The sequence below is a fragment of the Peribacillus butanolivorans genome, assembly GCF_001273755.1.
Classification (GTDB): Bacteria; Bacillota; Bacilli; order Bacillales; family DSM-1321; genus Peribacillus; species Peribacillus butanolivorans.
In genome coordinates this window covers 3,518,562-3,540,602 of sequence record NZ_LGYA01000001.1, presented here as the reverse complement: position 1 = coordinate 3,540,602, position 22,041 = coordinate 3,518,562, and the positions used below count along the sequence as shown (strand labels likewise).

25 protein-coding genes and 1 other annotated feature are annotated in these 22,041 nt (G+C 40.5%); of the genes, 22 read left to right on the top strand and 3 right to left on the bottom strand.

From position 1 onward, the window contains the following. Positions 1-45 precede the first annotated feature (45 nt). From AKG34_RS16345 to AKG34_RS16315, 7 genes are all read left to right on the top strand, one after another. Positions 46-504, top strand: coding sequence for a PRC-barrel domain-containing protein (locus AKG34_RS16345; protein WP_053347055.1), 459 nt, complete (start codon positions 46-48; stop codon positions 502-504). Then, entirely contained in the window at positions 494-709 is a 216-nt protein-coding gene (locus AKG34_RS16340; protein ID WP_053348138.1) for a YrzR-like zinc ribbon domain, read from the top strand. The genes AKG34_RS16345 and AKG34_RS16340 overlap by 11 nt, the downstream gene beginning before the upstream one ends. 216 nt (positions 710-925) lie before the next feature. Continuing rightward, on the top strand, positions 926-2,002 hold the full coding sequence (locus tag AKG34_RS16335) for an AI-2E family transporter (protein WP_053347054.1): 1,077 nt from the start codon (positions 926-928) through the stop codon (positions 2,000-2,002). 29 nt (positions 2,003-2,031) lie between these two features. After that, positions 2,032-2,250 (top strand) — a binding site (T-box leader). A 59-nt stretch (positions 2,251-2,309) separates the two neighbouring features. After that, a complete protein-coding gene (alaS, locus tag AKG34_RS16330; protein WP_053347053.1) occupies positions 2,310-4,946 on the top strand; it encodes an alanine--tRNA ligase in 2,637 nt (878 codons plus the stop codon). Between the two features lie 66 nt (positions 4,947-5,012). Next, entirely contained in the window at positions 5,013-5,282 is a 270-nt protein-coding gene (locus AKG34_RS16325; protein ID WP_034311358.1) for an IreB family regulatory phosphoprotein, read from the top strand. Continuing rightward, positions 5,282-5,707 carry a Holliday junction resolvase RuvX gene (gene ruvX, locus AKG34_RS16320; protein WP_053347052.1) on the top strand — a complete coding sequence of 142 codons (426 nt, stop codon included), beginning with the start codon at positions 5,282-5,284 and terminating at the stop codon, positions 5,705-5,707. Before AKG34_RS16325 ends, ruvX begins: the two co-directional genes overlap by 1 nt. 11 nt (positions 5,708-5,718) lie before the next feature. Beyond that, positions 5,719-6,009: a DUF1292 domain-containing protein gene (locus tag AKG34_RS16315; protein WP_053347051.1), complete on the top strand. Its 291-nt coding sequence runs from the start codon at positions 5,719-5,721 to the stop codon at positions 6,007-6,009. 60 nt (positions 6,010-6,069) lie between these two features. Here the strand turns inward: AKG34_RS16315 and AKG34_RS28345 are convergent, their stop codons facing one another. Beyond that, positions 6,070-6,225 carry a hypothetical protein gene (locus AKG34_RS28345; RefSeq protein ID WP_169787520.1) on the bottom strand — a complete coding sequence of 52 codons (156 nt, stop codon included), beginning with the start codon at positions 6,223-6,225 and terminating at the stop codon, positions 6,070-6,072. Between the two features lie 339 nt (positions 6,226-6,564). Between AKG34_RS28345 and mltG the strand changes: the two genes are divergently transcribed. The 8 genes from mltG to AKG34_RS16275 all read left to right on the top strand — a co-directional run bounded on the left by mltG (position 6,565) and on the right by AKG34_RS16275 (position 15,053). Beyond that, a complete protein-coding gene (gene mltG / locus AKG34_RS16310) occupies positions 6,565-7,707 on the top strand; it encodes an endolytic transglycosylase MltG (protein WP_053347050.1) in 1,143 nt (380 codons plus the stop codon). A gap of 290 nt (positions 7,708-7,997) precedes the next feature. Beyond that, entirely contained in the window at positions 7,998-8,663 is a 666-nt protein-coding gene (locus AKG34_RS16305; RefSeq protein WP_083450817.1) for an O-methyltransferase, read from the top strand. Continuing rightward, complete coding sequence (locus AKG34_RS16300) at positions 8,650-9,579, top strand: peptidase U32 family protein (protein WP_053347048.1); 930 nt, start codon at positions 8,650-8,652, stop codon at positions 9,577-9,579. Before AKG34_RS16305 ends, AKG34_RS16300 begins: the two co-directional genes overlap by 14 nt. A gap of 32 nt (positions 9,580-9,611) precedes the next feature. Beyond that, the gene (locus AKG34_RS16295; protein ID WP_053347047.1) at positions 9,612-10,883 is read left to right on the top strand and encodes a peptidase U32 family protein; all 1,272 of its coding nucleotides are present in this window, start codon (positions 9,612-9,614) and stop codon (positions 10,881-10,883) included. Position 10,884: 1 nt separating this feature from the next. Next, positions 10,885-11,523 (top strand): uridine kinase, encoded by a 639-nt coding sequence (gene udk / locus AKG34_RS16290; RefSeq protein ID WP_053347046.1) that lies wholly within the window; start codon positions 10,885-10,887, stop codon positions 11,521-11,523. Positions 11,524-11,831: 308 nt separating this feature from the next. Next, entirely contained in the window at positions 11,832-12,308 is a 477-nt protein-coding gene (gene greA, locus AKG34_RS16285) for a transcription elongation factor GreA (RefSeq protein WP_053347045.1), read from the top strand. A 162-nt stretch (positions 12,309-12,470) separates the two neighbouring features. Beyond that, the gene (locus AKG34_RS16280; protein WP_053347044.1) at positions 12,471-14,210 is read left to right on the top strand and encodes a peptidoglycan D,D-transpeptidase FtsI family protein; all 1,740 of its coding nucleotides are present in this window, start codon (positions 12,471-12,473) and stop codon (positions 14,208-14,210) included. A gap of 99 nt (positions 14,211-14,309) precedes the next feature. Further along, complete coding sequence (locus AKG34_RS16275; protein ID WP_053347043.1) at positions 14,310-15,053, top strand: YrrS family protein; 744 nt, start codon at positions 14,310-14,312, stop codon at positions 15,051-15,053. Between the two features lie 88 nt (positions 15,054-15,141). On the opposite strand, the gene AKG34_RS16270 is transcribed toward AKG34_RS16275, so the two are convergent. Beyond that, positions 15,142-15,354 (bottom strand): DUF2536 family protein, encoded by a 213-nt coding sequence (locus tag AKG34_RS16270; RefSeq protein WP_053347042.1) that lies wholly within the window; start codon positions 15,352-15,354, stop codon positions 15,142-15,144. 159 nt (positions 15,355-15,513) lie between these two features. Between AKG34_RS16270 and AKG34_RS16265 the strand changes: the two genes are divergently transcribed. The 6 genes from AKG34_RS16265 (at position 15,514) to AKG34_RS27120 (ending at position 20,055) form a co-directional block, all read left to right on the top strand. After that, the gene (locus AKG34_RS16265) at positions 15,514-16,152 is read left to right on the top strand and encodes a class I SAM-dependent methyltransferase (RefSeq protein WP_053347041.1); all 639 of its coding nucleotides are present in this window, start codon (positions 15,514-15,516) and stop codon (positions 16,150-16,152) included. Between the two features lie 16 nt (positions 16,153-16,168). After that, positions 16,169-16,864, top strand: a complete 696-nt coding sequence (mtnN, locus tag AKG34_RS16260; protein WP_053347040.1) for a 5'-methylthioadenosine/S-adenosylhomocysteine nucleosidase — start codon at positions 16,169-16,171, stop codon at positions 16,862-16,864. A 93-nt stretch (positions 16,865-16,957) separates the two neighbouring features. Continuing rightward, positions 16,958-17,881 (top strand): PLP-dependent cysteine synthase family protein, encoded by a 924-nt coding sequence (locus AKG34_RS16255; protein WP_053347039.1) that lies wholly within the window; start codon positions 16,958-16,960, stop codon positions 17,879-17,881. Position 17,882: 1 nt separating this feature from the next. Then, positions 17,883-19,019 carry a bifunctional cystathionine gamma-lyase/homocysteine desulfhydrase gene (locus AKG34_RS16250; RefSeq protein WP_053347038.1) on the top strand — a complete coding sequence of 379 codons (1,137 nt, stop codon included), beginning with the start codon at positions 17,883-17,885 and terminating at the stop codon, positions 19,017-19,019. A 114-nt stretch (positions 19,020-19,133) separates the two neighbouring features. Further along, positions 19,134-19,400, top strand: coding sequence for a YrhC family protein (locus tag AKG34_RS16245; RefSeq protein WP_053347037.1), 267 nt, complete (start codon positions 19,134-19,136; stop codon positions 19,398-19,400). A 514-nt stretch (positions 19,401-19,914) separates the two neighbouring features. Beyond that, the gene (locus tag AKG34_RS27120) at positions 19,915-20,055 is read left to right on the top strand and encodes a YrzI family small protein (protein WP_116820737.1); all 141 of its coding nucleotides are present in this window, start codon (positions 19,915-19,917) and stop codon (positions 20,053-20,055) included. 405 nt (positions 20,056-20,460) lie between these two features. Here the strand turns inward: AKG34_RS27120 and AKG34_RS16240 are convergent, their stop codons facing one another. Continuing rightward, positions 20,461-20,652, bottom strand: coding sequence for a hypothetical protein (locus tag AKG34_RS16240; protein WP_053347036.1), 192 nt, complete (start codon positions 20,650-20,652; stop codon positions 20,461-20,463). Positions 20,653-20,844: 192 nt separating this feature from the next. Here AKG34_RS16240 and sigK point away from each other — a divergent pair, with 192 nt between their 5' ends. Beyond that, complete coding sequence (sigK, locus tag AKG34_RS16235; protein ID WP_053347035.1) at positions 20,845-21,567, top strand: RNA polymerase sporulation sigma factor SigK; 723 nt, start codon at positions 20,845-20,847, stop codon at positions 21,565-21,567. The last annotated feature ends 474 nt before the right edge of the window (positions 21,568-22,041 follow it).

Sequence of the window (22,041 nt, the reverse complement as noted above, 5' to 3'; positions counted from 1 at the left end):
CGAGATGAAAGAAATAATAAAAATGTTCGGAAAGGCGGGATGACCTTGCGGACGTTTTCTGTATTGAAAGGAATGCCGGTTTTTACTATCAAAGGAGAAAGAATCGGCACGGTCCATGATTTATCTATTTCTGAAGCGGGTCAGGTAACAGGATTGGTCATTCATCAACAAGCATTGTTTAAGAGATCTTTTCATTTGACTCTTGACGATATTTCTTCATATGGTCCGGATGGGATTATCATCATACAACAGGAGTCAACCCCAAAGAAGGTGCCTGATGATTCCATCTGGCTAACAAAGGATGAAGTATTGGGACGAATGCTTCTTTCAGAAATGGGCGAGGAGCTCGGTTTACTGCAGGATGTATATTTCAGGGAAAAAATGGGCACGATTATAGCGTATGAAACAACGGATGGTTTTTTCTCGGAGACGACAGTGATTGAATCTAAACAGCCGCCTACATTAGGGAAGGATACCATCATTGTTTCAGTTTATGAACAGTGAGGTGTCCATTTTGGAAATAAATTGTCCGAATTGCCGCAGTAAAGATGTTGGGAAGATTGGTGTAAATCAATATTATTGTTGGAATTGTTTTATTGAAATGACCATTTCTGAGGGAATCATTAATACGCACCAGGTCGAAGAAGATGGAAGTTTAAGCTCATTAGACGACTTGTTTGAGGAAAATGACCGCCGCTTCAGCATGTAATTAACGGAAGAGGTGCTTGCAATGGCTAGACGTTCACGTAATGGTCTTATGAACATGATGAACACAAAAATGATTAACCGAAGTATCAAAAAAATACGCAAAAGAATAAAATCATTACTTTAAAGGGAATGGGTGTCCTGATGATAAGGGCACTCTTTTTTATGTATGAAAACCTCTCACCTTTCGAAGAATAAACGAGCGGGAGGTGTAGATTTTGTGAGTATTCGTCTCAAGTGGTTTTATAGGCTTGGTTTTTTATTGCTCTTATTTTTTGTTATATATATTTTTATGAAACTGAAGCCTATGTGGGGACCGGCTGTAACTATAAGTGTAACAGTACTGCTGCCTTTTCTAATTGGTGCATTCATCAGTTATTTATTGCATCCTGTTGTGGAATTTTTAAATAAGAAAGGTATGCATCGCTGGCTTTCCATTACAATCATTTACTTGCTGTTTTTTGGAGGCATAGGATTTGCGGTTTATAAAGGCATTCCGGTGATGGTTAGTCAGGTGCGTGAGCTGTCAGAAAGTGTTCCTGAGCTGGTCGAGCAGTATCAAGGCAGGGTAGACAGGCTCAATCATCAAACGGCGGCCTGGCCGTTCGGGATACATGAAAGGTTTGAAGAAGGGGTCGTTCTTTTCGAAGGCTGGCTGAAAGGTATGCCGGAAAAAGCGATGGAGTATGCGATGAAGCTGTTTGATTTCGTTGTTCTGATTGCGCTTATTCCATTCATTGCTTTTTACATCCTGAAAGACTTTGCTGCGTTAAAAAAAATGGCCTGGTATATGACCCCGAAAAAATGGCGCAAGCAGGGACGTGCATTCGTACGGGATGTTGATGCTTCCCTAGGTGGGTATATCCGCGGGCAAATTATCGTCTGTGTTGCGATTGGAGTGATCTCATCCTTTCTTTTTTGGATAGTCGGAATGCAATATCCGTTGTTGTTAGGAGCGATTATCGGAATAACCAATGTCATACCGTATTTTGGTCCGATTATCGGGGCCATTCCTGCGGTAATAATTGCCGCCACAATATCTGTGAAAATGGTGATGATTATCATAGTCATCGTGCTTGTGCTTCAATTTCTTGAGGGGAATATTCTGTCACCTCTTATTGTCGGGAAAAGCCTCCATATGCACCCACTTTTCATCATGCTTGCATTGGTAGCTGGAGGTGAAATAGGCGGGATTACGGGAATGGTACTTTCAATCCCTATCTTGGCTGTACTGAAAGTTTTTGTGCTTCATGCCCGTGTTCACTTCAGAAAGAAGCCGCCCCTTATTGACAAATAAAAGTCTTGTGAATATAATCCATTACATAAGATAATTCGTTGAAGGATGAAGTATGCTGAAGTCCATCTAAAAGAGAGGGGTCCCCCTGGCTGAAAGGGACTGCAAGGTGAAGAGCAGCAGAAAGCTAGTCCGGAGAGCAGCTAATACCTGCCGTCATGCCGCGTTAAGGCTTTTATGAAGGTGATGGACGGAGGCTTTTTCTACGTCCATAATCAGGGTGGTACCGCGAGTTAACTCTCGTCCCTGTTTTTGGGATGGGAGTTTTTTGTGTGCTCAAAATTACATAATTTTAAAGGAGGATATATAGATGAAGTATTTAACTGGTGCTCAAATCCGCCAAATGTATTTAGATTTTTTTAGTGAAAAAGGCCATAACATTGAACCAAGTGCGTCATTGGTTCCTCATGAAGATCCATCATTGCTATGGATCAACTCTGGTGTAGCAACGTTAAAGAAATATTTTGACGGACGGGTGATTCCTGAAAATCCAAGAATTACAAATGCACAAAAAGCAATTCGTACAAACGATATTGAAAACGTGGGGAAAACTGCGCGTCATCATACGTTTTTTGAAATGCTTGGTAACTTCTCCATTGGTGAATACTTCAAAGAAGAAGCAATCACATGGGCATGGGAATTTTTGACTGACGAAAAATGGATTGGTTTTGACAAAGAGAAATTAGCGGTGACAATCCACCCGGAAGATGACGAAGCATTTGAGCTTTGGAATAAAAAAATCGGTGTTCCTGCTGAAAGAATCATCCGTTTGGAAGAAAATTTTTGGGATATCGGTGAAGGTCCAAGTGGCCCGAATACGGAAATTTTCTATGACCGTGGCCCAGAATATGGTGATGACCCGAATGATCCAGAATTATATCCAGGTGGCGAAAATGAACGGCATTTAGAGGTTTGGAACCTTGTGTTCTCTCAATTTAACCATAATCCTGACGGTTCTTACACACCGCTTCCGAAGAAAAATATTGATACAGGCATGGGTCTAGAACGTATGGCTTCAGTCGTGCAAAATGTGGCTACAAACTATGATACAGACCTGTTCATCCCAATTATTAGCGCTGTTGAAGAAATTTCTGATGTGAAATATGGTGTCGATGTAGAAAAAGATGTGGCATTTAAAGTCATTGCCGACCATATACGTACAGTAGCATTTGCTGTTGGAGATGGAGCACTTCCATCCAATGAAGGTCGCGGCTATGTGCTACGTCGTTTACTTCGTAGAGCGGTTCGTTATGCGAAGCAAATCAACATTAACCGTCCATTCATGTTCGAGCTTGTGACAGTGGTTGGTGAAATCATGAAAGATTTCTACCCAGAAGTTCTCGTTAATAAAGAATTCATTGCAAAAGTAATCAAGAATGAAGAAGAACGGTTCCATGAAACGCTTCATGATGGACTAGCTATTCTTTCTGAAGTCATCAAAAAAGAAAAAGAAAAAGGCGGCACAGTCATTCCAGGTAGCGATGCATTCCGTTTGTATGACACATACGGCTTCCCAATCGAATTAACGGAAGAATATGCGGAAGAAGAAGGCATGACGATTGATCAATCTGGCTTCGAAAAAGAAATGGAAGCACAGCGTGAACGTGCTCGCTCTGCGCGTCAAGATGTGGATTCCATGCAGATTCAAGGTGGAGTATTAGGCGACATTAAAGTTGAAAGTGAATTTGTCGGATATGATCAGGTGGCAGTTGATGCAAAAGTTGCGGCAATCGTGAAAAATGGCGAGCTTGTAACAGAAGCGCAAGAAGGCGAAGAAGTTCAGGTGATTCTGAACCAAACTCCTTTCTATGCAGAAAGCGGCGGACAAATAGCTGATAAGGGAACGATGGCTAGTGAATCCGTTAAAGTGAATGTACATGATGTTCAAAAAGCACCAAATGGCCAAAACCTGCACCGTGTAACTGTTGTAGCCGGCACTTTGACTACAGACACTGAAATTGTAGCTGCGGTAGATCAAGAAAACCGCATCCATATTACGAAAAATCATACGGCGACACATCTTTTACATCAAGCCTTGAAAGATGTACTAGGAACACATGTTAACCAAGCTGGTTCACTGGTCCAAGCTGAGCGTCTTCGTTTTGACTTCTCTCACTTCGGTCAGATTACAGCAGAAGAGATTGAACAGATTGAAACGATTGTAAATGAAAAAATTTGGCAAAGCTTACAAGTGAATACGGATTATAAAAACATTGAAGAAGCAAAAGCAATGGGCGCGATGGCCTTGTTCGGCGAAAAATACGGCAAGATAGTCCGTGTCGTTCAAATTGGCGATTATAGTCTTGAGCTTTGCGGCGGTGTTCACGTCCCGAATACAGCGGTAATCGGCTTGTTCAAAATTGTTTCTGAAAGCGGCATCGGTGCGGGTACACGCAGGATCGAAGCAGTAACAGGAGCAGGAGCATACAAATTGATGACTGACCAAATCGGTGTATTAAAAGACGCAGCTGCTAAATTGAAAACAAACTTGAAAGATGTACCTTCAAGAATTGAAACAGTTTTAGCGGAAGTGAAAGATCTTCATCGTGAAAATGAAAGCTTGACTGCAAAATTAAGTAATATTGAAGCAGGAAGCCTTGTTTCTAACGTAAAAGAAATTAATGGTGTACAAGTATTAGTGGCAAAAGTTCAAGCTACTGACATGAATAATCTACGTGCTATGGCAGATGATTTGAAACAAAAGCTTGATTCTGTCATTATCGTATTAGGATCGGCTCAAGGCGATAAAGTCAATTTGATTGCCGGAGTTACGAAGGATTATATCGAACGCGGTTTCCATGCCGGTAAATTAATTAAAGAAGTCGCATCTCGGTGCGGTGGAGGCGGCGGCGGCCGTCCAGATATGGCACAAGCCGGTGGAAAAGACCCAGAAAAATTAGATGCAGCACTTAATTTTGTTGAAGAATGGGTCTTAACGATTTCATAATCAATGAAAAGTGTTGTACAATGAAGATAATAATGGATTCTGGACGCTGAGGAGAGGTGCATGATAATGAGTTCCTTTGATAAAACGATGAAATTTAATTTTCCCGAAGAACCATTCGAAAGAGATGTACAGGAAGTATTGTCTCAAGTTTATGTTGCACTTCAGGAAAAAGGTTATAACCCGATTAACCAGATTGTCGGTTATCTATTATCTGGTGACCCGGCCTACATCCCGCGCCATATGGATGCTCGAAACATTATTCGTAAGCTTGAACGCGATGAGATCATTGAAGAATTGGTTAAATCGTATCTTAAGAACCATCGAGAGGAATACTAATGCGCACAATGGGACTTGATTTAGGTTCAAAAACCATCGGCGTTGCCGTGAGTGACGCGATGGGGTGGACTGCACAAGGATTGGAAACAATCAAAATTAACGAAGCTGGAAATGACTTCGGCTTTAAACGTCTCAATGAAATAATAAAAGAACATGAAGTTTCTAAAATTGTCCTCGGTTTACCCAAAAATATGAACGGAACCGTTGGACCGCGCGGTGAGATCAGCCAAGATTTCGCCAAACGTTTAGAAAACAAATTCAAGCTGCCGGTGTTTCTCTGGGATGAACGGTTGACAACGATGGCGGCTGAACGTGTTCTTCTTGAGGCGGACGTGAGCCGAAGCAAACGTAAGAAAGTCATTGATAAAATGGCAGCTGTCATGATTCTACAAGGTTTCTTGGACAGACAAACAAATTCAATATGAGGTGAATACAAATGGAACACGGCGAAAACAACATTACAGTAGTAGATGAAAACGGAAACGAGCAGCTTTGCGAAATCCTGTTCACATTCGATTCTGATAAATTTAACAAATCTTATGTACTTTACTATCCGATGTCTGCTGAAGATGACGAGGAAGAAATTGAAATCCACGCTTCATCATTCACACCAAGCGAAGATAATAAAGATGGTGAACTTGCACCAATCGAAACAGAAGAAGAATGGGATCTAGTCGAAGAAATGTTAAACACATTCCTTGACCAAGAAGAAGCTGAAGAAGAATAATATATATAAAAACTGACCTTAAACCAAGGTCAGTTTTTTTCATTATGTACCAAAAAATCCTTATCTTTTCTCCACAAACAAAAGAATAAAAGTGGCGAGTGGACCTAAAAATAATGATAATATGAACCATTTCAAAGCCGTTCTATTTTTACCTTGAGCAAGCCCGGCATTAATGAGTGCTAGTGTCCCCCAACCAACAAAATAAGAATTATCCAACTCCTTCACACCTTTCTTTATCTAAAATTAATAGTAGCATAACCACATAAATATTCTTTTTATTTTATCAAATGTCTGAAACACCACTCGTAATCGAAGAAAATCTCATGAAAGTCTATTACAGCTGATTACTAAAAAATATCACTAATTCCCTATTAAATAACACCTGTATATTGACAAAACTAGTGCGATTTTGCCATAAATAGAGTAATAACGAATGTAGTTTTGCAAAAAACATGTATTTATTTGTTGGTTTTAGTATAATATTCGAAGCAAAGTCTAATTAGAGAAAGCATCTTCTAGGAACCATTATGTAGTTGGTGTGAGTTTGCAGGGGGAATGAAAATGGATGAAAAAGATCATAATTTATCAAAAAAGGAACATATTCGAATGAAATTGTTAGAACAGCAAGGAGAAGCAAGGCTTGTTCGTAAAATTATCATGATTACGATAGCTTCGCTAATTTTATTAATCGGGATAGTTGGTCTTGTGGGCTTTTTATATATCAACTCAGCCATGAAGCCAGTTGATCCTGACGATGACACGATTAAGAAAGTGAAGATTCCAATCGGTTCTTCCGTGAATGGAATTTCAACATTGCTTGAAGAGCAGGGGATAATCAAGGACGCCCGTGTATTCAAATATTATATTAAATTCCGTAATGAATCCGGTTTTCAGGCAGGGGAGTATAAATTATCACCATCCATGCCAATTCAAGATATTGTGACTAGCATCAAAACCGGGAAACTTATGAAAGAAGCGACCATGAAAATAACGATTCCAGAAGGAAAGCAGCTAATTCAGATTGCTGATATCATTGCCGTGAAGACGGATCAAGATCCGAAAGAAATTTTTAAGACATTGAATAGTGAGAAATTCGTTAATTCCATGCAAGAGAGATTTCCGGAGCTGTTAACGTCGGAGATTGAGAATAAAAATGTTTTGTATCCGCTTGAAGGGTATCTATTCCCAGCGACCTATGACTTTTATGAGGAAAAACCGTCTTTAGAAGCAGTAGTAATTGAGATGCTGAAGAAAACGGAAGAGACCTTGCAGGCATATGAAACGCAGATGAACAAAAAAGATTATTCTGTTCATCAGATGTTGACATTTGCTTCGCTTGTTGAAGAAGAGGCAACTGCCCAGGTAGACCGTGGGAAAATTGCTTCCGTCTTCTATAATCGTATCAAGAAAGATATGCCGCTACAAACGGATCCGACCGTTTTGTATGCAAAAGGTTCACATAAAAGTAAGGTGCTATACAAAGACCTTGAAGTGAAGTCTCCGTATAATACGTATAAGAACAAGGGGTTGCCGCCGGGTCCGATTGCCAATGCCGGAACGACATCGATTGATGCGGTGTTAAAGCCTGAGAAGACAGATTTCTTATACTTCTTGGCAACACCTGAAGGAGAAGTTCTTTATTCGAAAACGTTGGAAGATCACAATAATAAAAAGGCAGAACATATTACCAATAAATAATAGCTGATAGCTAAAGCGACTAGGGGGGAGGGATATTACTTTCCCCTTGTTTTTATGATAGAATAGTAAAAGTGAAATTTCAGATCCGATTTTTATCGATGACTGTAACTCGGCGATTGCCGGGTTTTATTTTGAAAGATAAGGAAATATAGATCGTCAAGCATACTGGTTTCAGCATGTTGTGTAAAGATGATGGCACTTGAAAGGTACTGATTATCTTTCGGTCCACCTCATCTTCTGCTTGAACCAACCAAAGCGCTTTCGTTTTTCTTATTATTGGAGGAAATGTCTTGAACGGAAAAATAGAAAAATATCTTCATTCCTTAATCCCAAAACGTACGGGTTTAATTAAGGAGTTAGAGGATTTTGCACTGGAAAATAATGTGCCGATCATGGAGCCGGAAGGTATAGAGGTGCTACTCCAGATTTTGAGGCTTCATCAACCGCAGGCGATATTGGAAGTTGGCTCAGCGATTGGCTATTCGGCTATAAGAATGGCTGAAACCTTGCCAGAAGCACGTATCGTCACACTTGAACGGAATGAAGCTCGAATTCAACAAGCGAGAGCTAATTTTGCTAAGGCTGACCTTTTGGAACGGATTACCCTTATTGAAGGGGATGCCCTTGAAGCAGGGCCGCTAGTAAAAGAACATGGTCCGTTTGATATCATCTTTGTTGATGCAGCTAAAGGGCAGTACAAGCGCTTCTTTGAGCTGTTTGAGCCATTCCTGAAGGATGCTGGCATTATTATTACTGATAATGTATTATTTAAAGGCTTGGTTGCTGAAAACATAGAAGAAATGGAAATGACGAGACGAAAACGTGCTCTTATAAAAAAAATTAGAGACTTTAACAATTGGTTACACAATCATCCACATTACGATACAGTAATTCTGCCGATTGGTGATGGTGTGGCCATAAGTAAACATAGAGGTGACAAAAATGAAAAAGCCTGAATTACTCGTGACTCCGACAAGTGTCACTCATATTACAGCGCTTATCGATGCGGGTGCTGATGCATTCGTTATCGGGGAACAACGTTATGCGCTTCGTCTAGCAGGGGAGTTCAAACGTGAGGACGTCAAGAAAGCAATTGAACTTGCACATGCAGCAGGTAAAAAAGTATACGTGTCTATGAATGCTATTTTTCATAATGAAAAAGTGGACGAGCTTGAAGAATATGTCGTTTTCCTTAAGGAAGCAGGGGCCGACCGGATTATCTTCGGAGATCCTGCTGTCCTAATGGCCGTTCGAGCTGTAGCGCCGGATATGCCGTTGCACTGGAATACAGAGATGACGGTAACGAACTGGTACACGTGTAATTATTGGGGAAAACGCGGTGCTGTCCGTGCCTTGGCTGCTCGTGAAATAAGTTTGGACGAAATTGTTGAAATGAAGGAAAATGCCGAAGTCGAGATTGAAGTGCAGGTCCATGGTATGACGTGCATGTTCCAATCGAAGCGCTCGCTGCTAGGTAACTATTTCGAATACCAAGGCAAAGCGTTAGAAGTGGAAAATCGGAAGGAACAAAAAAGTATGTTCCTGCATGACAAGGAACGTGAAAATAAATATCCGATTTATGAAGACGAAAATGGAACGCATATCATGAGTCCGAACGATATGTGCATGATTGATGAACTTCAGGAATTAATTGAAGCGGATATTGATTCTTTGAAAATTGAAGGGGTGCTACAAACGCCTGAGTATATCGTAGAAATAACAAAATTATATCGTGAAGCGATTGATGTATGTGTAGAAGATACGGACCGTTATGATGATATGAAAACAGAACTATATGAAAAAGTCAAAGCGATTCAGCCGGAAAACCGTGAGTTGGATACAGGATTCTTCTTTAAAGAATCGGTTTATTAAAGAAAAGGGTAAGAGAAAGAGGAGGAATAGCCTTGAATGCTATTGCTAATAAAATTTCCAAAATAGTTGATGGAAAGAGAGTCATTGTTAAAAAACCAGAATTGCTGGCTCCTGCTGGCAACCTGGAAAAATTAAAAATAGCTGTCCATTATGGCGCAGATGCTGTGTTTATTGGCGGACAGGAATACGGACTTCGTTCAAATGCCGGTAACTTCACTTTTGAGGAAATGAAGGAAGGCGTCGAATTCGCTAAAAAATATGGTGCTAAAGTATATGTGACTACGAATATCTTCGCTCATAATGAAAATATTGATGGACTTGAAGAATATCTGGAAGGCCTTCAGGAGGCCGGTGTTCATGGAATTATCGTTGCTGATCCATTAATTATTGAAACTTGTAAGCGGGTTGCTCCTAACGTTGAAATCCATTTAAGCACACAGCAGTCGTTGTCGAATTGGAAGGCTGTTCAGTACTGGAAAGAGGAAGGTCTGGAGCGTGTTGTTTTAGCACGTGAGACAAGTGCTGAGGAAATCCGTGAAATGAAGGAGAAAGTCGATATTGAAATCGAAGCGTTCGTTCACGGTGCAATGTGTATTGCCTATTCTGGTCGCTGTACCCTTTCAAACCATATGACTGCACGTGATTCGAACCGAGGCGGCTGTTGCCAGTCTTGCCGTTGGGATTATGATTTATATGAATTAAATCAAGACGGGGAAAAAGCTTTATTTGATAAAGAAGATGCTCCATTCGCAATGAGTCCGAAAGACTTGAAATTGATTGAATCTTTGCCTGGCATGATTGAAATCGGCATTGATAGCTTAAAAGTCGAAGGCCGGATGAAGTCCATTCATTATATCGCTACAGTAGTCAGTGTCTACCGTAAAGTGATTGATGCGTATTGTGCCGATCCGGATAATTTCAAGATTAAGCAAGAATGGTTGGAAGAGTTGGACAAATGTGCGAACCGCGAGACAGCATCGGCGTTCATGGAGGGAGAAATTCCTGGGTATAAACAGCAAATGTTCGGGAATCATACCGTAAAGACTCGCTTCGACTTCGCTGGACTGGTGCTTGATTACAATGAGGAAACTCAAATCGTAACCCTTCAGCAGCGTAACTTCTTCAAGCCTGGTGATGAAGTGGAATTTTTCGGACCGGAAATCGAAAACTTCACTCAAAAAATAGGCACTATCTGGGATGAGTCAGGTAATGAGTTGGACGCAGCACGCCATCCGCTTCAAATTGTCCGCATTCAAGTAGACAAGCAAGTATATGTGAACAATATGATGCGGAAGGAGAATTAACATGACAGGGAAAAAACCAGTAGTCATCGGAGTTACCGGCGGGTCAGGGTCAGGTAAAACAAGTGTTACCCGTTCAATTTTTGAATTCTTTCAAGGGCATTCAATCTTGATGATCGAACAAGATTATTATTATAAAGATCAGAGCCATCTGCCATTTGAAGAACGATTGAAAACAAATTATGATCATCCGCTCGCATTTGATAATGATTTGTTAATCGAGCATCTTAATGCGTTGCTAAGCTATGAAACGATAGAAAAGCCTGTTTATGATTATTCGATTCATACACGTTCAGATGAAGTCATCACCGTTGAACCACAGGATGTTATCATTCTTGAGGGGATTCTGGTGCTGGAAGATGAGCGCCTTCGAAATTTGATGGATATGAAGCTCTATGTAGATACTGATGCAGACTTGCGGATACTTCGCCGAATGACGCGCGATATTAAAGAACGTGGCCGTTCCTTAGATTCTGTCATCGATCAATACATCAGCGTCGTTCGACCGATGCACAATCAGTTCATCGAACCGACGAAACGTTACGCCGACATCATCATTCCTGAAGGTGGTCAAAACCATGTGGCGATTGACCTTATGGTAACAAAAATACAAACAATCCTTGAACAAAAGTCTTTTTTGTAATAACATAGCATAAATAATGATAGGTGCCATTTTCCTTCGTTTTTTTAAAAATCCCATTTATTTATTGGGAAAGACTGGACAAATGTTGGAAAACGCAATACTCTATTCTTGATACAGAACGAACCGGCTGCTCAATGCAGTCGGTTTATATACTAAGGAACGGTTTGTTTCTTAGTATCAAAGCGTGCTCATTATTAAAGGCGCGCATATATAAATCTGACTCAAGTATTTAGGGTTAAGAACTTATATAGTACATAAACTTGTCACAGCGAATGCTTGCTGTAAAGAATTTGAAGGAGTGAAGGGTTTTGGCAATTGAAAAAGAATATCCAATGACTAATGAAGGTAAAGCAAAGCTTGAACAGGAACTGGAACAATTAAAAACAGTTAAACGAAAAGAAGTTGTAGAGAGAATTAAAATCGCCCGCAGTTTTGGAGATCTTTCTGAGAACTCAGAGTACGATTCCGCAAAAGAAGAGCAGGCATTTGTTGAAGGGCGTATTACTACAATCGAAAACATGATTCGTAATGCAAAAATCATTGAAGGCAATGATTCGAATACAGATACAGTATCACTTGGAAAGTCTGTAACGTTTGTAGAACTTCCAAACGGTGACGAAGAAACCTATTCGATCGTTGGTAGCGTTGAAGCGGATCCATTCGAAGGGAAAATTTCAAATGATTCTCCAATTGCCAAAAGCTTAATTGGAAAAAGAGTTGGCGACAAGGTTTCGATTATGACACCTGGCGGCGAAATGAGCGTTAAAATTGTGTCAATTAGCTAATGACATTTAAAGAGGGTGCCCCTTGAGGGCATCCTCTTTTTGTCGGAATAATGTTAGTCTCTTTATAAGTTGAAGAAAAGTAGAAAATCAAGCAACTTTAAATTTGTTCATAATTGTTTAAAAATTCACACCTCGTCAACAATGGTTACGAGGTGTATTTTTATGAAAAAGAAACGAATGAGGATGCTGGCTATTGTATTGGCTACTTTGATGCTAATGCTCATAGGCAGGCTTGCCTACATCCAACTTGTATCGACAGAATCTTTCTCTAAACATGATGTGAATTTAATAGAAGCAAGTGTAAACCAGCGGTCGCAGATTTTAAAGATTGATGATGGGCGGGGGAAGTTTTATGACAGAAATGGAGAGCCGCTTGCCCATGAAGAGATTCCAACCCTTGTGCTGTTTCCATTTTTGAACAAAATGACATGGCCTATAGATGAAATTGCCTCGATTATCGGCAGACCGGAATCGGAGTTGAAAAGGGCAATTGCGGAATCGGATGAACCATTTGTTTTTGGCGGAGATAAACCGATTGAGTTAACGGCCAGCCAATCGAAGGCTATCAATGAAATGAAGATCCCTGGGGTTTTTGCTGTGAAAGAAAAGCTATATCACGATCAAACTCCGGCAGCGCAATTGATTGGCACGACGAATATATCAGATGCCGAAAAGAAAAAGCGTTACCCGGATATGGAACTAGCTGCCGAAACGAAGATCGGCAATACTGGACTGCAAAGAACCTTTGACGAATTCTTGCTTTCAGCAGGAGAATCAAAGCTCGTTTTTCATGTAGATGCTACTGGCGGTCCAATGTTCGGTGTGGATGTAAAATACGTAGAACCTGCAAACCCGCTCTATCCAGTGAAAGTTATAACAACGATTGATAAAGAAATCCAAGAAAAAGCGGAGAAGCTTGTCGATGAACGCGGGATAAAAAAAGGGGGGCTCGTACTGATTGATATAGAAAAAAGTGAGATCGTAGCCATGGTATCACGTCCAGCCCTTGATATAAAGGATCCGAATGGCGAAGGAGCCATCAATATGATGCTAACTCAAACATCGCCGGGCTCCGTTTTCAAAACGGTCACAGCTGCAGCAGCAATTGATTATGAAGCAGCTAGTCCTACAAGAACATTCAATTGTAATTTGACGATTAAAGGAAAAACAGATAAACAGAGGGAGCTGGGCATGCTTAATTTTGAAAACAGCTTTGCTCAAAGTTGTAACAGGACGTTTGCCGAGTTGTCACAGGAAATCGCTGTGAAAGACCCTGACTATCTAGATAAATATGCAAAAATGTTAGGCTTAATCGGCGAATCGGGATGGCAGGGTGATGTGTATCATACAGCAGTTACTCAACTGTATCATGAACAAAAAGGAAAGGTTTGGCATGATGACGATTTAAAAAAGGACCCTGAAATGATTGCCCAAACAGCAATTGGTCAGCAGGATGTCCAAACGACACCGCTTGCAATAGCCAACATGATGGCGACGATTGCCCGCGGCGGTAAGAAAGAACAGGTTAAAGCCGTGTCAAAGGTTGAATTTAACAATAGTACGACCGTTGTAAGCTTTCCAAATCAAAGTATGGATGGAAATTCCCTTTCTCCCTATACAACAATGAAGCTGCAGCATCTCTTACGGAAAGTCGTAACCGAAGAGAAAGGGACTGGTGCTTCCTTGAAGGATTTGCCTGTAGAGGTCGCAGGCAAGTCTGGAACAGCACAGATGGAAACTGAAAAAGGGGAGCTCAATAAATGGTTTGCAGGCTATTTCCCTTATAAAAATCCTAAATATGCATTGGTTACGGTCAGTTTTGAAACGAATGAAAATAGTACCAGCATGACGCCTCTTTTTTCAGATATTGTAAAACTTATGTACTCCAAGGACCAGGACTAGTGCAAGAATTGACGAAAAGTCTAGGAAAGCCTTCCCTTCTATCTCTAGCCAAATCATGTTAAAATGAGGCAGTACGAAATGGTAAGGGAGGAATGGACCTTGGGCTCAAGATTCAATCAGAGAGATCAAAAAAGAAAAGTAAATAAAATATATAATATCGCAATCACCGTTGTCTCGATTCTTATTGTCATTGTCGCCGTCTCTATTTTCTTAAGTGATGATGGCTCTGATACAGAAAAAGCTACAACTGAACCAAAGCAGACCGTTGAAAAAGATGAGAAGAAGAAAGTGGATAAACCTGCTGGCAAAGAAGAAGATACTGATTTGACTAAGGAAGATGAAGACGAGGATAGCAAAGCAACTGAAGAAGGTACAGAAGAAAATACTGAAGATGGCACAGATACAGACGCAAACACAGACACAAACAAAGATACAAACAAAGACACAAACAAAGACACAAATCCAGATACAGACACAGAAAAAACAGGGGACGCTGAGCTTGTCGAAGTGGAAGGAAGCGGAGATGGCAATGTCGCGACTACATACACGAGCGAGAGCTGGAAACCAGTTGGCACAGAGCAATCCGGTAAACACACAACAAGCTTTCAAAAGAACTCTGTTGATTGGAATGAAATGAGTAAAGCGATTGCTCATGGAGCAGGTATTGACCAAGGTAACATGAGACTGTGGTGGCTTCAAAACGGCGGATCACCTAACACTGCAATCGGTACCGTATCAGAAGGGGACAACCCTAAAACCTTCCGCGTTTATATTGAATGGGTAGACGGATCAGGTTGGAAGCCCGTAAAGGTTGAAGAATTGAAGACGAACGATAAGAAATAAAAGTCAGAGTTTATATGAATATATCTTCAAAATGAAAAACCCCCGAAAAGAATGCCTCTTTTCGGGGGTTTTTCATTGATAATAAAGATTACTTTTTGGCTTTAAAGTGAACGACTGCACTGTAAAATCTTCTTCCCTCTTCACTGACATACATTTGGTGCGATACGGAGTGGACTTGAAGCATGATCGCTTTATTGATTTCGATTTGTGACTGGATTTTTTCTTCTAGGTTCTTGATGCTTTCTGCTTCAAAAAATTCAATTTTATCTTCGAATAAGTTTAAGTCGAGTTGAAAATTCATTTCTGTATTCCTCCAACGTTTTAATAGTGTTAGTTTAACACCAAATGAATTGAATCTGAACTTGAATGATAGATTTGCCTAAAAAATAAGAACTGTTCTTAGATTCATTTCATATTATGCTTATAGGTTTTATTATCTTATCATAAAAAGGTGATTAAAATGGGCAGAGAATTTGTAGAGTTATTTGAGGAATGGTCGAAATCGTATGATGATACCGTCGGTGGACACGATATTGAATATCAAGAGGTTTTTAAACATTATGACAACATATTAGACAGCGTCACGAGTCGGGCTCACGGTCATGTGCTGGAGTTTGGGGTAGGGACCGGGAATTTAACAGCAAGGCTGCTGAAGAAAGGTCTTATGGTGTCTGGAATTGAGCCGTCACCAGCAATGAGGGAAATTGCGGTTAGCAAGTTAAGGGGAAAAACAGAAATTATCGATGGTGATTTTATGGATTTTCCGGAGCCTAAACAAGTAGATTCGATTGTGAGTACGTATGCTTTTCATCATTTAACCGATGAAGAAAAAGAAAAAGCTATAGCGAACTATGGAAAGTTACTGAATACAGGTGGTAAAATAGTGTTTGCGGATACAATGTATCAATCGAGAGACGCGCATGAACAAGCGATTCAAGATGCAAAGCATGCAGGCTTTCATAATTTGGCAAACGATTTGCAAACGGAATATTATACGACCATTCCTTTTTTAGAAAAAGCACTTGAAACACATGGATTTAAAGTGACCTTTGAGCGCTGCAATCAATTTGTCTGGATTATGGAGGCTGAAAAATTATAGGAAGAGGTTTTTACTAATGAAGGTAGCCATAATCGGAGCAATGGAAGAAGAAGTTACGATTTTACGTGATAAATTGGAAGGTTTGGAGCAGGTTACGATTGCCGGATCCGAATTCAACACAGGGACACTGAACGGCATTGAGGTCATTTTACTTAAATCGGGAATCGGTAAAGTGAATGCTGCGATGTCCACAACGATTCTTTTAGAAAAATTCAAACCGGATGCGGTTATTAATACAGGATCTGCAGGAGGTTATCATCCAGCGCTTAATGTAGGGGATGTGGTCATTTCAACAGAAGTGCGCCACCATGATGTTGACGTGACAATCTTTGGCTATGAATACGGTCAAGTACCGCAATTGCCAGCAGCATTTATCCCGGACGAGAAGCTTTTTGCTATCGCAGAAGAAGCGGCGAAAGAAATTGAAGATATTCAAGTGGCGAAAGGTTTGATCGTGACGGGAGATTCTTTCATGAATGATCCTGTTCGGGTTGAATTCGTCAGAGGGAAATTTACAGATTTATACGCGGTGGAAATGGAAGCGGCAGCTATTGCTCAGGTAGCACACCAATTCCAAACACCGTTTGTTATCATTCGTTCCCTTTCAGATATCGCTGGCAAGGAGTCGAATATTTCCTTTGATAAGTTCTTAGAAACGGCGGCGCTTCATTCATCCGCTCTGATTTTAAAAATGGTTGAAAAAATGAAATAAATGTTAGCGATCAGCGGAAGCCATTCCGTTGATCATTTCTTTATATGTATAACATACTAAATAGGTAGGTAAACTCTGAAAGGATGTCCAAATATGAAGGTCTTTCAAAACATTCATGATTTGATTGGCGAGACGCCCCTTATGGAAATCACCCATTTCCCCCTTCCAAATGAAGTCCGGATTTTTGCGAAGCTGGAATTCTTTAACCCTGGGGGCAGTGTGAAGGATCGGCTTGGTCAGGAACTTTTAACGCAAGCGTTTCTGTCAGGAAGAGTAAAGGAGGGCGGAACCATCATCGAGCCGACAGCTGGAAATACTGGGATTGGATTGGCTCTGGCGGCGATCAACCGTGGCGTGGATGTAATATTTTGTGTACCGGAGAAATTTAGTACCGAGAAACAGGAATTGATGCGAGCCCTTGGTGCAAAAGTGATTCAGACCCCGACAGAGGAAGGAATGACAGGAGCGATTGCTAAGGCAAAGGCATTGCTGGCCGAAATTCCGGATGCCTATTGTCCTCAGCAGTTTGCCAACCCGTCTAATCCGGATGCGTATTATAAAACGCTAGGACCGGAAATTTGGGAGCAGCTGGATGGCAATGTGGATGTGTTTGTTGCCGGTGCCGGGACGGGAGGGACCTTCATGGGGACATCACGTTATTTAAAAGAAAAAAATCCAGCGGTCAAAACCGTTATTGTTGAACCAGAGGGATCAATTTTAAGCGGAGGCAAAGCTGGGCCTCATAAAACAGAAGGGATCGGCATGGAATTTTTACCTCCCTATATGGATGAAACGTATTTTGACCAGATTCATACGATAAGCGATAGTGATGCGTTTCAGATGGTGAAGGAATTGGCAATCAAAGAAGGCCTGCTTGTTGGGAGTTCTTCCGGTTCGGCGTTTGCCGCGGCAATGATAGAAGCGGAAGAGGCTGCTCAAAGGACAAATATTGTTGTGATTTTTCCGGATTCTAGTGAACGTTACTTAAGCAAAAAAATTTATCAGGGAGGCTTGTGAAATGAGAAAAAAAACACAATTAATTCATGGTGGCATTTTTGGTGATGAAAAAACAGGTGCGGTTTCGGTGCCGATCTATCAGGTAAGCACCTACAAGCAGGATGGTCCAGGAGATCATCGAGGCTATGAGTATTCCCGTACCGGTAACCCAACCCGCCATGCCCTGGAGGAATTAATCAAGGAGCTTGAAGAAGGGAAAAGAGGATTCGCCTTCGGTTCAGGAATGGCAGCTATGACGGCGGTGATGATGTTGCTCAATCAAGGTGATCATGTATTACTGACCGATGACGTATATGGAGGTTCTTTTCGAATCATGACAAAAGTGCTGAACCGGTTCGGCATAGAAGCGACCTTCGTCAATACGAGTGATATTCACACTATCGAAAAAGAAATCAAGTCTAATACAAAAGCATTGTTCATTGAATCACCGACGAATCCATTATTGAAAATTACTGATCTTGAATCGGTATCTAAAATAGCTAATGCAAACGGCTTGCTTACTATTGTGGATAATACGTTCAGTACGCCATACTGGCAAAATCCACTTAACCTTGGAGCAGATATCGTACTTCATAGCGCGACGAAGTACCTTGGGGGGCACAGCGATGTTGTAGCGGGTCTTGTCGTGGTGAATGATGAAAAACTTGGTAATGACCTTCATTTCATCCAAAACTCTACAGGGGGCGTGCTAGGGCCTCAAGATTCATGGCTGCTGATGCGTGGTATGAAAACGCTTGGCATCCGGATGGAAGAGCATGAAAAAAACACTTCTCAAATCGTTCGTTTCTTAAGCGAGCATAAAGGCGTTTCAAAAATCTATTATCCAGGTCTTGAAAACCATCCAAACCATGACATTGCCAAAAAACAATCACGTGGCTTTGGCGGTATGGTTTCATTCGATGTTGGTAGTGCAGAAAAGGCCGAACGTGTGCTGGAGAAAGTAAAATACTTTACCCTTGCTGAAAGCCTTGGTGCAGTGGAGAGCTTAATCTCGGTTCCAGCTTTGATGACGCATGCCTCTATTCCGGCAGATCGCCGTGCTGAACTTGGAATCACCGATGGATTAATTCGTATTTCCGTAGGTCTTGAAGACGCGGAAGACTTAGTGGAAGACTTGGAACAGGCGCTAAGAGGTTAAACGGACAGTATCATCTTCTCGGCTTACTGCCATTATTTACACCATATCATTTGGAATAAATATGGTAGAATGAGATATCGATTACTTACTAGCTTGAAAGAAGGTGGAAATGGCATGAAAAATCGTAAAAAACAAACGGCTGCAGTCCTACGATCAAAAAAGACGGATTTTAAACAATTTGCGATTACCTTGCTATGTGTGGGCTCGTTCTTTTATTTAGGAACCATACTCCCTTCTGTTGAAAAAACGATGGTTTCCACGAATGTCTATATGGGAGCCACAATTTTGTTCCTCGGTATGTCTATTCTATTTTTCAGATTATCTAATAAATATAAAAAGATTTTGGCAGAAATGGATGACCATGACTCTTTAAAACAATAAAAGCAAGCCTGATTCTTCGTAGATGTTGACGGAGAATCAGGCTTTTTTGTTTTTCAAACATCTAGAGAAAATCAATAACAGGATAGGGCTGCTTTTTCATACTATTTTCCTCCCTAAGCTGTGAATTTCTAATGAAAATAGGAAAAAAGAAAGAACTTTCGAAAAAATAGGCAAAAGCCGTTTACAAAAATGCCATTTGTGGATATACTTACCAGGTAATAAAAAATATTCCAAAGGAGGTCGAGGAAAATGAAATTGTATCTACAAGGATCCATCACTAATCAGATTGGCTTGTCTGTTTCAAAGAACAATCACATACTATTCGACCTGTGCCAAGCGGAATATTTCTAAAGCAATTTTGGCTTTATTAATCATTCAAACATAGCGGCCGCAGGGAGAAGTCTTTTACCTGCGGCCTTTTTATATTCTCTTAAAAATCCCGCAGGAGGAAGTAACTTTCTGCGGCCTTTTTATGCCTTTTTTGGTAAGCCGCTCCCTTAAAGGAGGTGATATTATGACACTGAATATGCTATTTTTTACAATCACAATTAAAATGAAAAAAATGACTGCTGAAGAATGTTTGCAACAGGAGAGAATTCACAAGCTTCGTGAAGAGCACTTAAACAATGCAATGAAGCATCGTCCTTTTTTCTAAGACTGATATGTATGGTTATCCGTTAGGATTTATAAATTTTAGGAAAGGTGGAGGTAAATATGATTAAATGGGTTTATTTAAAAGGAGATAAGTATTGTTATTGGAATGAGAAGGATACCGGCTAATGGATTTGTTTACCTTTCACAGTATTGCCATGGTTTGTATGTATATTGTTCAAATAAGCAACGGTTAAGAGCAGCGGAAACATGATAAATTGAAGATAAGTTAGATATGGGGAGTGATTCTTGATGTTCTCAATGGTAATGATCCTTATTTTTACTACTGTCATCGGAACTGTAATCGCTGTAAATGTTTCCGTCGATGCCGATCAGCCGCTTCACAGTTTGAATTAATAATGTAAAGTAGAAAACTCGGCATTTCAGCCGAGTTTTTTATATGCTTTTATCAGCAGCAAGGACCGAATCCGCCGTCTCCAAACCCACATCCCGGCAGCCACCAAAAGCCGAATATGAGCAATAAAATCAAGAGGACAATAAATAGGCCATACCCAAACCCGTAACACCCTCCTCCATAACAAGGTGCTGGACCCAGCGGGTAACCATAGTTATACCCGTATGGTCCATAGTTATATCCCATAGTAAAAACCCCCTCTCCCTAAAAATTCACTATCATTATATGAATGTTTGTATTTGTCCGATTGGGATTTCAACCATTCTTGTTTTAGACATTTTTTTACTTTCATGATTTCTTTTAGTGGTACAGACACGAACAAGCCCACTGTTGCATAGGTATGAATAGGGAAACCAAAGAAACGGGAGGATGAGACCAATGCCCGGAATACTTACAGCTGTAGGCTATATTATCAAAGAATTTTACTTATTAGTTTCCTATGTAAAAAACAACGCTTTTCCCCAGCCCTTGTCATCCCAGGACGAAAAGAAATACCTGAAGCTCATGGGTGAGGGTGATGGTGATGCCCGTAACATTCTTATCGAGCATAACCTCAGGCTTGTTGCCCATATCGTCAAGAAATTCGAGAATACAGGCGAAGATACAGAGGATCTGATTTCGATTGGGACAATAGGCTTGATAAAAGCCATTGAAAGTTATTCCGATGGAAAGGGTACGAAGCTGGCCACATATGCAGCACGTTGTATCGAGAACGAGATCCTGATGCATTTACGAGCAACAAAAAAAACGAAAAAGGATATTTCATTACATGACCCGATTGGTCAGGATAAAGAAGGAAACGAAATCAGTTTAATTGATGTGTTGAAATCAGAATCAGAAGATGTCATTGATACGATTCAGCTCAATATGGAAATTGAAAAGGTGAAAAAGTATATTGATATTTTGGATGAACGGGAAAAGGAAGTCATTGTTGGCCGGTTCGGACTAGATTTAAAAAAGGAAAAAACCCAGCGGGAAATTGCTAAAGAACTTGGGATTTCCCGTAGCTATGTATCGCGTATTGAAAAACGTGCCTTGATGAAGATGTTCCATGAATTTTATCGAGCGGAAAAAGAGAAAGAAAAGAAAGCAAAAGGATAAAAATCATTTTTTAAAACAAAAAGAGTGCGGGTCAAACTTCCCGCACTCTTTTTGTTTTAATATTTATTTCTGAATAGTTCTGCAAAGGCATGATAAATCTCAATACCTTGGGAAAGGAACAGACGTGAAGCAGTTAAAGAAAAGACACCAATCATTATTAGGCGGAACCACATGTTCATCACTCCTCGATTTTATTTTTTTATAAAATCTTAGAGTTTGTGGATACGTAATTCGCCTGGAAAAAGACTGGGCTGAGAAATCTCCGTCGAAGATTTGAGTGAAAATAAAGAAAATTAAAAATACAAAATTCGAAAGTAAGAAAAAGGATAACGTCCTGCCAGGAACCTAAGAAAGGTATGAACGGGAGCTTTTTCTCGGCCTTATCCCAGTGATGAACATCAGTGTGTTCTTCAAGGTTTAATGGCTGTGTGTGATGTTGAAGAGGTATATGCATTGTCCAAAGAAGCAGGGTAA

Bases quoted from the DNA above. Each gene is read 5' to 3' on its own strand.
- AKG34_RS16315 (WP_053347051.1), top strand. From the start codon at position 5,719: ATGGAACACGGCGAAAACAACATTACAGTAGTAGATGAAAACGGAAAC.
- mtnN (WP_053347040.1), top strand. From the start codon at position 16,169: ATGAAGGTAGCCATAATCGGAGCAATGGAAGAAGAAGTTACGATTTTA.
- AKG34_RS16300 (WP_053347048.1), top strand. From the start codon at position 8,650: ATGAAAAAGCCTGAATTACTCGTGACTCCGACAAGTGTCACTCATATT.
- AKG34_RS16340 (WP_053348138.1), top strand. From the start codon at position 494: ATGAACAGTGAGGTGTCCATTTTGGAAATAAATTGTCCGAATTGCCGC.
- AKG34_RS16265 (WP_053347041.1), top strand. From the start codon at position 15,514: ATGGGCAGAGAATTTGTAGAGTTATTTGAGGAATGGTCGAAATCGTAT.
- udk (WP_053347046.1), top strand. From the start codon at position 10,885: ATGACAGGGAAAAAACCAGTAGTCATCGGAGTTACCGGCGGGTCAGGG.
- AKG34_RS16270 (WP_053347042.1), bottom strand. From the start codon at position 15,354: ATGAATTTTCAACTCGACTTAAACTTATTCGAAGATAAAATTGAATTT.
- ruvX (WP_053347052.1), top strand. From the start codon at position 5,282: ATGCGCACAATGGGACTTGATTTAGGTTCAAAAACCATCGGCGTTGCC.
- mltG (WP_053347050.1), top strand. From the start codon at position 6,565: ATGAAAATGGATGAAAAAGATCATAATTTATCAAAAAAGGAACATATT.
- AKG34_RS16250 (WP_053347038.1), top strand. From the start codon at position 17,883: ATGAGAAAAAAAACACAATTAATTCATGGTGGCATTTTTGGTGATGAA.
- AKG34_RS16255 (WP_053347039.1), top strand. From the start codon at position 16,958: ATGAAGGTCTTTCAAAACATTCATGATTTGATTGGCGAGACGCCCCTT.
- AKG34_RS27120 (WP_116820737.1), top strand. From the start codon at position 19,915: ATGACACTGAATATGCTATTTTTTACAATCACAATTAAAATGAAAAAA.
- AKG34_RS16245 (WP_053347037.1), top strand. From the start codon at position 19,134: ATGAAAAATCGTAAAAAACAAACGGCTGCAGTCCTACGATCAAAAAAG.
- AKG34_RS16325 (WP_034311358.1), top strand. From the start codon at position 5,013: ATGAGTTCCTTTGATAAAACGATGAAATTTAATTTTCCCGAAGAACCA.
- AKG34_RS16280 (WP_053347044.1), top strand. From the start codon at position 12,471: ATGAAAAAGAAACGAATGAGGATGCTGGCTATTGTATTGGCTACTTTG.
- alaS (WP_053347053.1), top strand. From the start codon at position 2,310: ATGAAGTATTTAACTGGTGCTCAAATCCGCCAAATGTATTTAGATTTT.
- AKG34_RS16240 (WP_053347036.1), bottom strand. From the start codon at position 20,652: ATGGGATATAACTATGGACCATACGGGTATAACTATGGTTACCCGCTG.
- sigK (WP_053347035.1), top strand. From the start codon at position 20,845: ATGCCCGGAATACTTACAGCTGTAGGCTATATTATCAAAGAATTTTAC.